This window comes from Mycobacterium sp. NGS15, assembly GCF_059813245.1.
In genome coordinates, this window is the sequence record NZ_JCALEF010000009.1 from 89,137 (window position 1) to 103,436 (window position 14,300).

16 protein-coding genes are annotated in these 14,300 nt (G+C 64.4%); 9 read left to right on the plus strand and 7 right to left on the minus strand.

The genetic code is table 11. From position 1 onward, the window contains the following. Window positions 1–91: 91 nt before the first annotated feature. Window positions 92–829, plus strand: a complete 738-nt coding sequence (locus tag AC5Y5C_RS24265; RefSeq protein ID WP_499977175.1) for a DUF3027 domain-containing protein — start codon at window positions 92–94, stop codon at window positions 827–829. Here AC5Y5C_RS24265 and AC5Y5C_RS24270 read toward each other — a convergent pair. Both AC5Y5C_RS24270 and AC5Y5C_RS24275 read right to left on the minus strand, forming a co-directional pair. After that, window positions 826–1,287: an SRPBCC family protein gene (locus AC5Y5C_RS24270; protein ID WP_499977176.1), complete on the minus strand. Its 462-nt coding sequence runs from the start codon at window positions 1,285–1,287 to the stop codon at window positions 826–828. The two genes, AC5Y5C_RS24265 and AC5Y5C_RS24270, sit on opposite strands and share 4 nt — an antisense overlap. A 41-nt stretch (window positions 1,288–1,328) precedes the next feature. Beyond that, window positions 1,329–1,574 (minus strand): DUF2530 domain-containing protein, encoded by a 246-nt coding sequence (locus tag AC5Y5C_RS24275; RefSeq protein ID WP_499977178.1) that lies wholly within the window; start codon window positions 1,572–1,574, stop codon window positions 1,329–1,331. An 80-nt stretch (window positions 1,575–1,654) separates the two neighbouring features. On the opposite strand from AC5Y5C_RS24275, the gene AC5Y5C_RS24280 reads away from it, so the two are divergent. Genes AC5Y5C_RS24280 through AC5Y5C_RS24295 form a run of 4 tightly spaced genes read left to right on the plus strand, consistent with a single transcriptional unit; the run spans window position 1,655 to window position 4,575 of the window. Then, window positions 1,655–2,086: an Rv0880 family HTH-type transcriptional regulator gene (locus AC5Y5C_RS24280; protein WP_499977179.1), complete on the plus strand. Its 432-nt coding sequence runs from the start codon at window positions 1,655–1,657 to the stop codon at window positions 2,084–2,086. Window positions 2,087–2,131: 45 nt separating this feature from the next. Beyond that, window positions 2,132–3,454 carry an MFS transporter gene (locus AC5Y5C_RS24285; protein WP_499977180.1) on the plus strand — a complete coding sequence of 441 codons (1,323 nt, stop codon included), beginning with the start codon at window positions 2,132–2,134 and terminating at the stop codon, window positions 3,452–3,454. After that, the gene (locus tag AC5Y5C_RS24290) at window positions 3,455–4,267 is read left to right on the plus strand and encodes a TrmH family RNA methyltransferase (RefSeq protein WP_499977182.1); all 813 of its coding nucleotides are present in this window, start codon (window positions 3,455–3,457) and stop codon (window positions 4,265–4,267) included. Further along, window positions 4,264–4,575, plus strand: a complete 312-nt coding sequence (locus tag AC5Y5C_RS24295; protein WP_499977184.1) for a DUF2537 domain-containing protein — start codon at window positions 4,264–4,266, stop codon at window positions 4,573–4,575. Before AC5Y5C_RS24290 ends, AC5Y5C_RS24295 begins: the two co-directional genes overlap by 4 nt. A gap of 12 nt (window positions 4,576–4,587) precedes the next feature. On the opposite strand, the gene sepH is transcribed toward AC5Y5C_RS24295, so the two are convergent. The 4 genes from sepH to AC5Y5C_RS24315 form a co-directional block, all read right to left on the minus strand. Beyond that, window positions 4,588–5,406, minus strand: a complete 819-nt coding sequence (gene sepH / locus AC5Y5C_RS24300; RefSeq protein ID WP_499977186.1) for a septation protein SepH — start codon at window positions 5,404–5,406, stop codon at window positions 4,588–4,590. Window positions 5,407–5,673: 267 nt separating this feature from the next. After that, window positions 5,674–6,150, minus strand: coding sequence for a lipoprotein LpqH (locus AC5Y5C_RS24305; protein WP_499977187.1), 477 nt, complete (start codon window positions 6,148–6,150; stop codon window positions 5,674–5,676). Window positions 6,151–6,240: 90 nt separating this feature from the next. After that, a complete protein-coding gene (locus AC5Y5C_RS24310; protein WP_499977189.1) occupies window positions 6,241–6,549 on the minus strand; it encodes a DUF202 domain-containing protein in 309 nt (102 codons plus the stop codon). Continuing rightward, entirely contained in the window at window positions 6,546–6,890 is a 345-nt protein-coding gene (locus AC5Y5C_RS24315; protein ID WP_499977190.1) for a YidH family protein, read from the minus strand. The genes AC5Y5C_RS24310 and AC5Y5C_RS24315 overlap by 4 nt, the downstream gene beginning before the upstream one ends. Window positions 6,891–7,034: 144 nt before the next feature. Between AC5Y5C_RS24315 and AC5Y5C_RS24320 the strand changes: the two genes are divergently transcribed. Further along, entirely contained in the window at window positions 7,035–8,258 is a 1,224-nt protein-coding gene (locus AC5Y5C_RS24320; RefSeq protein WP_499977191.1) for a bifunctional glycosyltransferase family 2/GtrA family protein, read from the plus strand. Next, on the plus strand, window positions 8,258–10,132 hold the full coding sequence (locus tag AC5Y5C_RS24325) for a glycosyltransferase family 39 protein (RefSeq protein ID WP_499977192.1): 1,875 nt from the start codon (window positions 8,258–8,260) through the stop codon (window positions 10,130–10,132). Before AC5Y5C_RS24320 ends, AC5Y5C_RS24325 begins: the two co-directional genes overlap by 1 nt. Before the next feature lie 81 nt (window positions 10,133–10,213). Here the strand turns inward: AC5Y5C_RS24325 and serC are convergent, their stop codons facing one another. Continuing rightward, window positions 10,214–11,329, minus strand: a complete 1,116-nt coding sequence (serC, locus tag AC5Y5C_RS24330) for a phosphoserine transaminase (protein WP_499977194.1) — start codon at window positions 11,327–11,329, stop codon at window positions 10,214–10,216. 214 nt (window positions 11,330–11,543) lie between these two features. Here serC and AC5Y5C_RS24335 point away from each other — a divergent pair, with 214 nt between their 5' ends. Beyond that, window positions 11,544–12,599: an AurF N-oxygenase family protein gene (locus AC5Y5C_RS24335; RefSeq protein WP_499977196.1), complete on the plus strand. Its 1,056-nt coding sequence runs from the start codon at window positions 11,544–11,546 to the stop codon at window positions 12,597–12,599. Continuing rightward, window positions 12,599–14,290: an FAD-dependent oxidoreductase gene (locus AC5Y5C_RS24340; protein ID WP_499977198.1), complete on the plus strand. Its 1,692-nt coding sequence runs from the start codon at window positions 12,599–12,601 to the stop codon at window positions 14,288–14,290. Before AC5Y5C_RS24335 ends, AC5Y5C_RS24340 begins: the two co-directional genes overlap by 1 nt. The last annotated feature ends 10 nt before the right edge of the window (window positions 14,291–14,300 follow it).

The following is a 14,300-nucleotide window of genomic DNA, read 5'->3' on the forward strand; positions in this document are numbered from 1 at the left end:
TGGGGGCTCACTACTGGATTGGCGGTTTTCGAACCGCGCGTAGTCGTCCCGCACGCATCGATTGTCCCCCACGGTGAGAAGATGGTCAGCGATGGACATCACTATCTCCGGCCGCGACGCCCTCTACACCTGTATCGACCAGGCTCGTACAGCCATCGTCGAGTTCAGCGGGGAGACCGTGGGCAAGTACCTCGGGGCCTCCTCGGAGAGCACCGATCTGCACGCGTTGACCCACCGTTTCGAAGCTGAGCTGCCGGGTTACCGCGGATGGCACTGGGAGGTGGTGATGGCCGCCCCCCCGGGTGCGACCGCTGCCACCGTGAGTGAAGTGGTGCTTGTTCCCGGCGCCGAGGCGCTGCGCGCACCGAGCTGGGTGCCCTGGGATCAGCGTATTCGCCCGGGCGACTTGGGCCCCGGCGATCTGCTCGCGCCGCCGCCCAATGACCCCCGGTTGGTGCCCGGCTACACCGACAACGGCGATGCGCAGGTCACCGAGACCGCCGGTGAGATCGGGTTGGGGCGCAGACAGGTACTGAGTCTGGCCGGGCGCGTCGATGCCGCACAGCGGTGGTTCGACGGCGATTGGGGTCCGAATACCGAGATGGCACGTGCCACGCGCCGGGTGTGCCGGTCCTGCGGTTTCTATCTGCCACTTGCTGGATCACTGGGTGTCGCTTTTGGCGTGTGCGCCAACTCCATGGCGGCCGACGGCCACGTCGTGCACATCGAGTACGGCTGCGGCGCTCATTCCGATACGCCGCAGCCGGTCAACGCCGCGATGCCGTTGTACGAACCCTTTGACGACGGCGTCCTCGATCTCGCGGACTAGGCGCCTTCCGCCGCGTCTTTGATCTTCGACAGCGAGGTTCGCATGCCGTCGAGGAGCACCTCGTCGAACACCTCGGTGCCGCCGAACATCAGGTTCTGCAGATTCGTGGAGATGGCCGACCGCTTGTCGCCCAGCACGCGGCGTTCGGTCACCCTGGTGCCACCGGCTGCGGTGGGCTCGAGGTCATAGCTCCACTCGCTCAGGTTGTCCTTGATGTGCCAAGCCAGGCGCCTATTGGGTTCTACGGCGGTCAGCACGGCCCGCGTCGGCCACACCTTCCAACCCTTGCGGTTGTAGTTGATGACGTTGGTTCCGGCCTGTACGGGTCCGCGCACGAACATCTTGCGGGTCTGCGGGCTCCATCGGGGCATGTTTTCGAGGTCGGCGATCAAACCCCATACCTTTTCCACAGGCGCATTGATCTCGACGGCGGTTTCCAGCAGTGATGCGTTGGGCATGAGATTGCTCCTCTTTCCGGGGGTTACGGGTTGGTTTCGAGCTACAGGCCGGTTTGTGCACCGCGCGAGCCGCGCCGCGCCGCACGCACTTGGAGCAGAACGATGGTCGTGCCCAGCGCGCCGGTACCGAGTCCGGCAAGTGTTATGGGACGCCAGCTTTCGAACGCGGGAACGGTGAAGGCAAGGATGTTGGCAATTAGCCACAGCAGGGTGCCTGCAACGACAACCGGCCAAGGATTGAGCAGAGCGGCCGGAAGCGGGGGCGGTTGGGGCGCGGGGGTGTCCACTAGATGCGCAGCATACGTGGGAAGAACTACACCGGGCTAGGTCCCTGTGAAAGCCCTGGACGTGCCGTAAGGTTTGGGCCGTGAGCGACCCCGATGCCCGGCTGGCCAGCGATCTGTCGCTCGTTGTCATCCGCTTGGCACGGCATCTGCGCTTTCGTCGTGCGGATTCCCCGGTCTCGTTGACGCAGTTGTCGGCATTGGCGACATTGCTCAACGAGGGTGCGATGACGCCGGGCGCGCTGGCCGCCCGCGAGCGCGTGCAGCCGCCGTCGATGACACGGGTGATCGCCTCGTTGGCCGAGCTCGGATTGGTGGAGCGCTCGGCGCATCCGACCGACGGGCGCCAGGTGGTTGTCTCGCTGTCGGAGGCAGGTGCCGACATCGTGCTGGCAGATCGAAGCGCCCGCGAGGAATGGCTGCGCGAGCACCTGGACGATTTCACCCCGGAGCAACGAACGGTGCTGCGGCAGGCGACTGACCTGCTGTCCGCGCTTGTCAATGAAAACGGTTAGCTGACAATCTCGGTGCCTTTCGAAAAGCCACTACCATAATCTCCCGTGGCTGACCGCGGCGGGATATTCGTATCGCTGCGTACACGTAACTACCGGCTGTGGATCAGCGGCCAGATGGTGTCGCTCATCGGAACGTGGATGCAGCGCGTGGCGCAGGACTGGTTGGTCCTGGACCTCTCGCACGGTAACGCCCTCCTGCTCGGCGTGGTGATGGCGCTGCAGTTCGGGCCGACGCTGCTGCTGTCGGTGTGGGGCGGGATGCTGGCCGATCGCTACGACAAGCGACGGATGCTCATGCTTACCCAGGCACTGATGGCGCTGTTCGCGTTGACCGTCGGTCTTCTGCAAGTCACCGGACTGGTCCGGATCTGGCATGTGATGGCGGTGGCCTTCGTGATGGGATGCGCGGCGGCCATCGAGGCCCCCACCCGGCAGTCCTTTACGATCGAGATGGTGGGACCGGAGCACCTGCCCAACGCGGTCGGGCTCAATTCGATGGTGTTCAACCTCGCGGGCATCATCGGGCCGGCGATCTCCGGTGTGCTGATCGGGCTGGTCGGTACCGGCTGGGTCTTCCTGCTGAACTTTGTCAGTTTCATCGGTGTGGGAATCGCGCTGTGGCGCATGCAACCAGATGAGCTCCATCAGAGTGAGCCGGTTCCTCCTGCCAAGGGCCAACTGCGCCAGGGATTTTCGTATGTATGGCACCGGCGCGACTTGTTCATGATCATGCTCACGGTATTCCTGGTCTCGACGTTCGGGCTGAACTTCTCGCTGACGCTCGCAGTGCTGGCGCGAGAGACGTTCGGTCGTGGAGCGGCGTCGTACGGGCTGCTGTCGACGGCCCTGGCAATCGGCACGTTATTGGGTGCCACTCTGGCTGCCCGGCGCACCAAGAGGGTGCGTATGAATTTATTCTACAGTGCAGCAATGGCTTTCGGGATTTCCGAGGCTGTCGTCAGTATGATGCCCTCCTATTTGTCGGTGGCTGTCGCGCTCATCCCGACGGGTTTGCTTGCGCTGACGTTCACCACGTCGGCGATGAACATCGTCCAGCTGTCCGTGGATTCGCAGCTGCGAGGAAGGGTGATGGGCATCTACATGGTGGCTTTCCTCGGAGGTACCCCACTGGGCAGCCCGTTGGTGGGCTGGCTGGCCGACCTACATGGCGGGCGAATGCCGCTGCTGATCGGTGGGGTGGTATCGGTGGCCGCCGGACTGGTGTGCGCGACGTATCTGCGCCGTCATCCGTGTCCGGTTGTCGCCGAGGTGGTTTCGGATGCCGATCAGATAAGTCATGGAGTTGTTCCGCCTGCTCCTATCGCAACGCCGGTGTGTGAACCGACGCCGTTGGCGAGGCGGCCCTAGATGTTGGTCATTGACGTCGACAACGCTGCCGATCCCCGTTTGGACAGCTTCCGCGATCTCAACAGCGTCGACCGCAGGCCAGACCTGCCCAGCGGCAAGGGGCTGGTGATCGCCGAGGGTGTTTTGGTGGTGCAGCGCATGGTGGCCTCACGCTTCGCTCCCTTCGCCCTTTTGGGCACCGACCGTCGATTGACAGAGCTCGCAGGTGATCTCGAACCTGTCGATGTTCCGTACTACCGGGCGAGCGCCGAGGTGATGGCGGAGGTCGTCGGCTTTCATCTCAACCGTGGAGTTCTCGCAGCGGCGAGGCGCCCCATGGAACTCTCGGCGACCGAACTGATGCAGAGCGCACGCACGGTTGCGGTGCTGGAGGGCGTCAACGACCACGAGAATCTGGGCTCGATATTCCGCAATGCCGCGGGAATGGGAGTGGACGCGGTCTTCTTCGGTAGCGGCTGCGCCGATCCGCTGTACCGAAGGGCGGTGCGGGTGTCGATGGGGCACGCGCTGCTGGTGCCGTTCGCGCGCCTTCCGGAATGGCCGAAGTCGCTGTATAGGCTGCGGGACAATGGATTCCGACTGCTAGCGATGACGCCCGCCGGGAACTCGCAGGCATTGGCCGATGCGATACCGCCGTTGCGGAGCGAAAAGGTGGCGCTGATGGTCGGTGCAGAGGGCCCGGGGCTGACCGATGTCGCACTGCGTGCCAGCGATTTTCGCGTGCGCATCCCGATGGCCAACGGCACTGACTCGCTGAACGTAGCCACCGCCGCGGCGTTGGCGTTCTACGAACGCGCTAGGCTCGCGCCATGACCGGCGATGAACAGCCCGCGCGAAGGGTGACAAGTTCGGCGGACTCCGATACCCCGTGGGCCGAGGGCATCATCTCGGCGATGTGTGTGGCCGTGGTGGTCGCGGTGGGAGTGGTGGTACTGAGTCTGGGTCTGGCCCGTGTGCATCCGTTATGGGCAGTTGTGCTCAATGTTGTTGCCGTGGGTGGTCTTTCGCCAACGTTATGGGGTTGGCGGGAGCGCCCGGTATTGCGATGGTTCGTGCTGGGCATCGCGATCGGGATCGCTGGCGGCTGGGTGGCGGCGGTAGTGACCGCCCTGATCACCTAGGGCGCACCTTCACTAATTCTGGCCGCCAGACCGAACACCGAGCAGCACGTCTTCCCATGTGGGCACCGCCGGCTTGTTCCGGCGTGAGCGCCGCGGTGCGGGAGTTGGCTGGACGTCGGTGTCTTCCTGGACCGTCACGGGTTCGGGTTCACGGACTGGTTCGGGCTGCGGCGCGGAGCGCTCGTTGAACAACTCCGGTTCGGTATCGGGGAGTAGGGGAGCCACCGGTGCGACGGGGCGCAGGCTGCGGCTGAACGTCGGGTCGATGAGCTCGCGTGCGGAATCGTCGAGGGCGGTCACCGTGCCGCCGTGTGCCCCGGGAGTGAACCGGAAGTGTGCCTTGTTATCAGACCGGCCGGCACGCCACAGCAGCTGCACGGTCCACCGGCCGTCCTCGACCTTCCAGGCATCCCATTCAATGCCATCGGGGTCGAGTCCGCGCGCGAACATCGCGCCGGCGACGGTGTCGGCGAGTGTGTTGACCGTGGGGCCGTCATTGCGAACCGGGTGGGCCGCGGTGGCCATCTCGGCGGCGCGCTGTCGTTCCAGCAGCACGGGATGGGCGAACCGTTCGATCCGCGAGACATCGACTCCGGCGGAGGTGGCCACTTGCTGGACGGTGGCGCCGGCCCGGATGCGGGCCTGAATTTCCCGAGGTCGCAACGAGCTCTCCATCTCGATCTGAATCTGCCCCAGACGGGACAGATCTCCCCGGGCGGCCGCACGGAGTCTGTCGTCGGCGTCGACTACGAACTTGTCGGTGCCATTGGCGTCTTGGCAGACCACTCGCTTGCCGTCGGCTGACAGGCCGATGACTTTCAGTTCGCGCATGATGTCCTCCTCGCCCTGGACTGGATGCCCCAGTTCTCCGGACCTTAGTGCAGGTAGAGGGCCGTTCCGCGGTGACACGCGGGGGTGGTGGCTACTTGCTTTTATGGACAGTTCGCGCTATGTGACGCATGTGGCGGATGTTGTTTGCGGCTGGGCGCGCGGCATGGTGCTGATAACGCGAATCGAGTGCGAGCCTGGCGCGGGTTCTTGGCGTGATTTCCGCGGGAGGCTCGCACTCGATAGCGCGCTAGATCGGAATTGCGTGCCTTAGGGGCAGGTGACCTCGATTTCGAATGGCTTGTTGGTGGGCTGCATGGGGTTTGCCATGTCCACCGCGATGGCGGTGCCCTCGATGTGGTACTTCTTTCCGTCCTTGGTGGCCTTTGCGCTCGCTCCCGGGGTGCCCTCGGAGAATGCCAGCGACTGCCCGCTCAGGCTTCCCAGGCCGGCGGACTTCACTGTCGGCGAATCGCCTTCCGTCACCACAGCGCCGAAGCCCTGAGCGCCGCTGCCGATGACGATGTTGATGTTGCCGTTGGAGGCTTGGCACACGACAGCGCCTTCGATCTTCTGCTCATTACCGTCGATGACGACCTTGGCGTTGCTGTTGGTTGCTACCGCGCCGCCGTTGTTACTGACGGTGGTGCCCTTGGTTTCAGATTTGTCCTTATCGCTCGAACAACCGACCAGACCTGCGGCGATAATCGCCGCGCCGCCAATGGCGACCGCAAGCCCACGCTTCATAGCGTTCTCCTTAAATGTGATGGGGGGTGGAGCCGAACAGGACAAAGTATGGGTCGGTAACGGGGTGCGGGACACGGAACGCGGGTATACCTACGTACCCAGATTTGAGATATCGATACCGGCCGACAGCAGGACCACCACAACCACGGTCACAGTGGTGAGCGCGATGGGCTTGCCGCCGTGGTGCCAGTGCCCACGGGCCAGCGCATGGTGGCGCACCGTGCTGATCGCGACGACCCCCAGGACGACCGCGGTTGCGATCAATGACGCCCCAGCGGTCTGTTTGTGGATGAGTGCGTGGGTCACGAACACCGCAGCGGTTCCCGCGGCCGCCAACCCGGTGCGAAGCCAGGCCAGTGCCGTGCGTTCGGCGGCACGGGCTTCGGGTGCCGGCTTCATCGGTAGAAGACCGCGATCGAGGCCAGGACCGCGACCAGTCCGATGCTGACCGCCAGGAGGGGCACCAGCAGGGTGCCTTTGAGTGGTTGGTCCCGGTCCATCCGGTCTTTCACATCGCGCCAGTGCACGTATGCGCCAATGGACACCACCACGGCGAGGGCCAGGCAGGACGCTGCCAGTACATGCCGGACTCCGGCATGGTGAAACGGTTGCACGAGGGTCTGGACCGCGACGCCGCCAGCGAGCAACCCGAGAGCGGTGCGGATCCACGAGAGGAACGTGCGTTCATTGGCCAGGGTGAAGCGGTAGTCGATCTCGTGATCTTCGGGCGGTTCCGTCACCCCGCCCAACTTACCGAGCGCCGTATCGGCGCCGGAGTGGGTTTCCGTGAGCTATGCCCGGAAGGCGCGCGGTGGTAACCCCTCACAGGTAACTCGCAGCTGTAACCCAGTGACACCGGAGCAGTGGCAACCATTGTCACTGTTGTGACCAGTGTGATGCAGCCGTTCGACACCGTGACGGCACCGACCGCAGTCCTCGCGACGACCCTCGACATCGTGATCCCCGTGTATAACGAGGAAAACGACCTGGAACCGTGCGTGCGTCGTCTGCACGCGTTCCTGGCCAACGAGGTGCCGTACACGGCGCGCATCACCATTGCCGACAATGCCAGTACCGATCGCACCTTGCAGATCGCCCGCCGGCTTGCCGATGAGCTTGACGGTGTCGACGTGCTGCACCTGGAGGAGAAGGGCCGGGGCCGCGCGCTGGCCGCGGCGTGGTTGTCCTCGGACGCCGAGGTTGTCGCCTACTGCGATGTCGACCTGTCCACCGACCTCAACGCGCTGATGCCGCTTGTCGCACCACTGATCTCGGGCCACTCGGATGTCGCCTACGGCTCGCGGCTCAACCGCAACTCACGTGTGGTCCGTGGCCGCAAGCGTGAGTTCATCTCACGTACCTACAACCTGATTCTGCATGCCTCGCTGCAGGTGAGGTTCTCCGATGCCCAGTGCGGATTCAAGGCAATCCGCACTGAGGTTGCGCGCCAACTGCTTCCGCTTGTCGAGGACAAAGAATGGTTCTTCGACACCGAGCTGCTGGTGCTGGCCGAGCGGGTCGGCCTGCGCATTCACGAGGTACCGGTCGACTGGGTGGATGACCCGGACAGCCGGGTCGACATCGTCGATACCGTGCGCAAGGACCTGCTCGGAATCTGGCGGTTGGGCCGGGCATTGATGCTCGGCACCCTGCCGCTGGACGAGCTTCGCCACAGCCTCGGCCGTGAACCGCTCGTGGAGGGAGTGCCTCCCGGCATGGTCGGTCAGCTGGTTCGGTTCGGAATCATCGGTGTGGCGAGCACATTGGCCTATGCGCTGCTGTTTTTGGTCCTACACGGGGCGGTGGGGGATCAGGCAGCCAACTTTCTGGCGCTGCTTATTACCGCGGTGCTCAACACCTCGGCCAACAGGTTCTTCACCTTCGGGGTACGGGGACGGCGCAACGTCGCCAAGCATCAGTTCCAGGGGCTTGTCATCTTCGGTATTGGGCTGGCCTTGACCAGTGGCTCGCTTGTCGCGATGCACCACCTGGTTCCGGACGCCTCCAAGCATCTGCTGCTGATCGTGCTGACCGTGGCCAACCTGGTCGCGACCCTGGTCCGGTTCGTCGGATTGCGCTGGGTGTTCCGAAGCGCGAGCATCCGCTAGTGCGGGAATGGTCCCGCAAGCGGATCAGCGTTGGTCTTCTGCTGATCGGCACCGCGGCGGCATACCTGGTCAACCTCGGCTCCAACGGCTGGGCCAACTCCTTCTATTCGGCGGCCGTGCAAGCGGGTTCGGTGTCGTGGAAGGCCGCGTTCTTCGGATCCTCGGACGCCGCCAACTCGATCACCGTCGATAAGCCTCCCGCCTCGCTATGGCTCATGGAGCTCTCGGTGCGGATCTTCGGGCTCAGCACTTGGAGCATTCTGGTGCCCCAGGTGCTTCTGGGGGTGGCGTCGGTCGGCCTGCTATATCTGACCGTCGGCCGGTACTTCGGCCACCGCGCCGGTCTGCTGGCGGGTCTGGTACTCGCGGTCACGCCGGTGGCGGTGCTGATGTTCCGGTTCAACAATCCGGACGCGCTGTTGGTCCTCCTGATGATCGCCGCGGTGTGGGCGCTGTTGCGCGCCGTCGAGGATGGCCGTACCCGCTGGCTGCTTCTGGTGGGGGCGCTGGCCGGATTCGGTTTCCTGACCAAGCAGCTGCAGGTCCTGCTCGTCATCCCGCCCATCGCACTGACCTATCTGGTCGCCGGACCCGTGGGCGCCGGGAAGCGGCTGGCACAGCTCACCGGATCGGCTGCCGCGGCGGTGGTTTCGGCGGGATGGTGGATCGTCGCCGTCGAGCTGTGGCCACCGGGCTCGCGTCCGTGGATCGGCGGATCGCCCGATAACTCGATCCTCGAGCTCACCCTCGGTTACAACGGACTGGGCCGCATCAACGGTAATGAGAAGGGCAGCGCCTCGGGCCCGCGCGATGAGATATATGGCTTCGGGGGCCATTTCGGGAGCGAACCCGGGGTCGGCAGGTTGTTCCAACCGGCCCTGGGCGGGCAGATTGCCTGGTTGCTCCCGACCGCACTGGTCCTGGCCGTATTGGGATTGGTCCTGCTACGCAAGGAACCTCGGACGGACACGCGCCGGGCGGTGCTGCTTGTCTTCGGATTGTGGGTGCTCACCACGGGCACTGTGTTCAGTTATATGCAGGGCATATTCCACCCCTACTACTCGGTGGCGCTGGCACCCGCCGTCGCCGCACTCGTGGGAGCGGGCGCGTCACTGGCCTGGCAGGAGCGCGAAAGGGCCTGGGTAAGAGTGTCTCTGGCGGCAACTCTGGCCCTTACCGCAGTGCTGGCCTGGATTCTGCTGGGCCGATCACCGGAGTTTCAGCCATGGCTGCGTTGGGCGATTCTGGCCCTGGGAGCGGTCGCACTCCCCGGCATTGCCCTGAACAGATATCCCAGGGCGGCCGTGGCCATCGCGCTCATGGTGGCGCTCTCCGGTCCGATCGCGTACTCGATCCAGACCGTCGCGACACCGCACAGCGGCGCACTCCCGTCAGCCGGGCCCGAGGTCAAGGGCGGCGGTTTCCCGGACTTCCCGGATATGCCGGAACGGGAGCATCGTCCCGAATTTGAGCGCGGTTCCCCACGCGGTGGTGGTCTGCTGGACGGAAGCGATCCGGGCCCCAACATTGTTGCCGCGCTGGAGGGGAACGCCGACCGCTATACCTGGGTGGCCGCGGCGGTGGGCTCCAACCAGGCCTCGGGATACCAGCTGTCCACCGGTCGGCCCGTCATGCCCATCGGTGGATTCAACGGGACCGACCCGTCACCCACGCTGGCGCAGTTCCAGCAGTACGTGGCCGACGGGCAGATCCATTACTTCGTAGATGGGGAGCGCACCAACCGTGGCGGCGAGGGGTTCGGCGCTCCCGGCAGCGAGACCTCGAAGTCCATCCAGGAGTGGGTGCAGAAGACCTTCGCCAGACAGACCATCGACGACGTCGATGTCTACGACCTCACGGCGGCAACGCGGTAGCTGTCCGCCGAGCGGGAACCTGGCGAGGTTCTTGCGGTGCTTTTCCTCGCCAGGTTCCCGCTCGAGGCCAGAAGCTCTGAGTCAGAGGCGCTCGACGACCCAGTCGACGCACTGTGTCAGCTTCGAGATGTCCTCGGGATCGATGGCCGCGAACATCGCCACCCGCAGCTGGTTGCGGCCCAGCTTGCGGTACGGCTCGGTGTCCACAACGCCGTTGGCGCGCAACACCTTTGCAACGGCCGCCGCGTCCACGTCGTCGTTGAAGTCGATGGTGCCCACGACCTGTGAACGCTGCGCCGGGTCTGCCACGAAAGGGGTGGTGTACGACGTCGCTTCGGCCCAGGAGTACAGCCGCGACGCCGAATCGGCGGTCCGCTTGGTGGCCCAGTCCAGACCGCCGTTGCTCAGCAGCCAATCGATCTGATCGGCCAGCAGCAGCAGCGTCCCGATGGCGGGAGTGTTGTAGGTCTGGTTCTTGAGGCTGTTCTCCACCGCGATGGGCAGGGACAGGATGTCCGGCACCCAACGTCCGCTGCCACCGATCTCCTCCACCCGCTCCAGCGCTGCCGGGCTCATCACCGCCAGCCACAGGCCGCCGTCACCGGCGAAATTCTTCTGCGGCGCGAAGTAATAGGCATCCGCCTCGGTGACATCCACCGGTAGCCCTCCGGCACCGGAGGTGGCGTCGATGAGGACCAGTGCGTTCTCGGAGGCGGCCGGACGCTGCACCGGAACCATGACACCCGTCGACGTCTCGTTGTGGGCCCAGGCGATCACATCGACGGACGGGTCCGAGACGGGCGCCGGCGCGCCACCCGGATCGGCGGTCACCTTGATGGGATCGCCGACGAACGGGTTCTTGGCCACGCAGGAGGCGAACTTGGCGCTGAACTCGCCGAAGGTCAAGTGCAGCGACTTTTCACGGATCAGGCCGAAGGCGGCCGCATCCCAGAACAGTGTTGAGCCGCCGTTGCCGAGAATGACCTCGTAACCGTCGGGCGCGGAGAACAGCTCCTTGAGCCCCTCGCGGACGCGGCCCACCAGGTTCTTGACCGGCGCTTGCCGATGCGAGGTACCGAAGAGGGAGGCTCCGGCGGTGACGAGCGATTGCAGCTGCTCGGGCCGCACTTTGGAGGGGCCACAGCCGAAACGTCCGTCGGCGGGAAGCAGGTCAGCGGGGATGGTCAATTCAGCCACGGCTACCAGCCTAAACGGTGGCCCATTGAGACCTGCCTCACATAAAACATAGGCTGCAGAGAACGTCACATGGGACGTTTCGTCCCAAACCTAGATAGGGCCTCTTCGCCCTGTTTACACTCGCCCAGAGCTTGTAGACTTTCAACTAGCCCCAGAACGTAAAAGTTTGCAGGTCCGTTACCGCGTCTTTGGACGAATCAAAGGAGATAAAGCCATGTCGCTCCGCGAGAAGCTCCGTGCGAAGAAGGAAGTACGCGCCGACGCGAGCTACGTCCAGGTGCTCGAAACCCTGTCGCACGGCTCCACGAACCGGAACTTCGATCCCTTCATCGATATCGACTGGGATAACCCGGAGTATGCCGTCGTCCCCAATGATCCGCGCTGGGTGCTCCCGCACCGGACCGATCCGTTCGGCCGGCACCCCTGGTACCAGGCGCAGCCGCTGGAGAAGCAGATCGAGATCGGCATGTGGCGTCAGGCCAACGTCGCCAAGGTGGGTCTGCATTTCGAGAGCATCCTGATCCGCGGTCTCATCCAGTACGCGTTCAGCGTGCCCAACGGCTCGCCGGAGTTCCGTTACCTCAACCACGAGTCCATCGAAGAGTGCAACCACACCCTGATGTTCCAGGAGATGGTGAACCGCCTCGGCGTCGACGTGCCCGGTATGCCGCGCCTGCTGCGCTGGGTATCCCCGTTCATTCCGCTGGCCTCCACGCCGTTCCCCGAGATGTTCTTCGTGGGTGTGCTCGCCGGTGAGGAGCCCATCGACCACACGCAGAAGAACGTGCTGCGCGAGGGTGACAACCTGCACCCGATCATGAAGCGCGTCATGGAGATCCACGTGGCCGAGGAGGCACGGCACATCTCCTTCGCGCATGAATACCTGCGCAAGCGCGTTCCGGCCATGCACTGGTTCAACCGGTTTGTGCTGTCGATTGCCACCCCCATCACCATGCGGGTGCTGATGGGCGCCATCATGACGCCGCCGCGCAGCTTCGCCAAGAGATTCGACATCCCGCAAGAGGTGATGAAGGAGATCTTCTGGAAGAGCCCGGCCTCGCGGCAGACGATGAGTGAGGTCTTCTCCGATGTCCGGATGCTGGTCAGGGAGACCGGGATGATGAACCCGGTGGCCAAGCTGGTGTGGCGCGTGCTGCACATCGATGGCCGCGCTGCCCGTTACCGCAGCGAGCCGCAGCGCGGCCCGTTGGTGAACTACTCGGCTCCCGGAGCCGCAGTGGCTGATTCACACAGCGCTGTTCCCGCCTGATGCCGCACGTCGTTACCCAGGCGTGCTGTAACGAGGGCTCCTGCGTTTACGCATGCCCGGTGAACTGCATCCACCCCACGCCTGACGAACCCGATTTCCTCAAGGCGGAGATGTTGCACATCGACGCCTCCGCATGCGTCGACTGTGGTGCTTGTGTTGCCGCCTGCCCGGTGGATGCCATCAAGCCGGATTCGGTTCTCAAGGAAGAGCAACTGCCCTTCTTGCGGATCAACTCCGAGTTCTATCCGCGCGAAATTCCTCGTGCCAGCTTGGCTCCGGTCATTCAGGCGCCGCCGGTCCGCGCGTCCGGACGTTCACTGAAGGTGGCCATCGTCGGCTCCGGTCCGGCGGCCATGTACGCCGCCGACGAGCTGCTGACCCAGCCGCACGTGAAGGTCAACATGTTCGAAAGATTGCCCGCCCCATACGGTTTGGTGCGTGCCGGGGTGGCCCCCGACCACCAGCAGACCAAGCGGGTCACGAAGCTTTTCGACACGATGGCCGCACAACCCAACTTCGAGTTCTTCCTGAATGTCGAGGTGGGTAAGGACATCACCCATGAGGAACTGCTGGCACATCACCATGCGGTGATCTACTCCGTCGGTGCGTCCTCGGATCGCCGCCTGAACATCCCCGGCATTGAGCTACCGGGCAACGCCACCGCCACCCAGGTCGTCGCGTGGATCAACGCGCACCCCGACTACACAGATTTCCGGGTGAACCTCGATCATCAGCGCGCTGTTGTTATCGGTAACGGAAACGTGGCCTTGGACGTCGCCCGGGTGCTCACCGGAGACACCGATCGCCTTGCGCGCACGGATATTTCGGATACCGCCTTGACCGCATTGCGCAGCAGCAAGCTGCGTGAGGTCGTCATCGTCGGGCGCCGCGGTCCCGAGCATTCGGCGTTTACCCTGCCCGAGCTGCTCGGTCTTGTGGGTCTCCCGGATATGACGGTGGTGTTGGATGAGGAAGCGCAAAACAGCGTCCAACTTGCGCTGCAAACACACCTGGAGCCGTTGACCCGGCAGAAGCTGGAAGTGCTCAGCACCTGCCCCCGCGAGGCGCGGGAGCCGGGCGGTAAGACCATCCGCTTCGCCTACAACCGCACCCCGATCAAGGTGCTCGGGGACGGGCGCGTCGAAGGCATCGAGTTCCACACGAATACAGAACCGACCGGTGTTGATCAGCTCGAAGCGGGCCTGGTGCTCACCTCGATCGGCTATCGCGGTGTCCCCATGCCCGATGTGCCGTTCGATGACGAGCGTGCGGTCATCCCGAATGAACAAGGGCGCGTGACGGATCTGGACACCGGCAAGCCCCATCCCGGCACCTATGTGGCGGGATGGATCAAGCGCGGCCCGACCGGTTTCATCGGGACCAACAAGTCGTGCTCGCAGCAGACCATCACGTCGCTGGTCGAGGATTACAACCGCGGACTGCTGGCCGATCCCGCGCAGCGGCTCTCGGGGCTGTCGAAACTGATCCAGCGGCGTCAGCCGACGATCGTCGGGCACGAGGGCTGGCTGGCGATCGACCGTGCGGAAATTGCGCGCGGTAAGGGTGAAGGCCGTCCGCGTGACAAGTTTGTCTCGGTGTCCGAGATGCTCCGCGTTGCCGCGAATGCCCCGCAACCACCGTTGTGGCGCAAGGCAATTCGCGGATCGGCGTTGGAAGACCTACTGCGGTAGCGGGTATTCC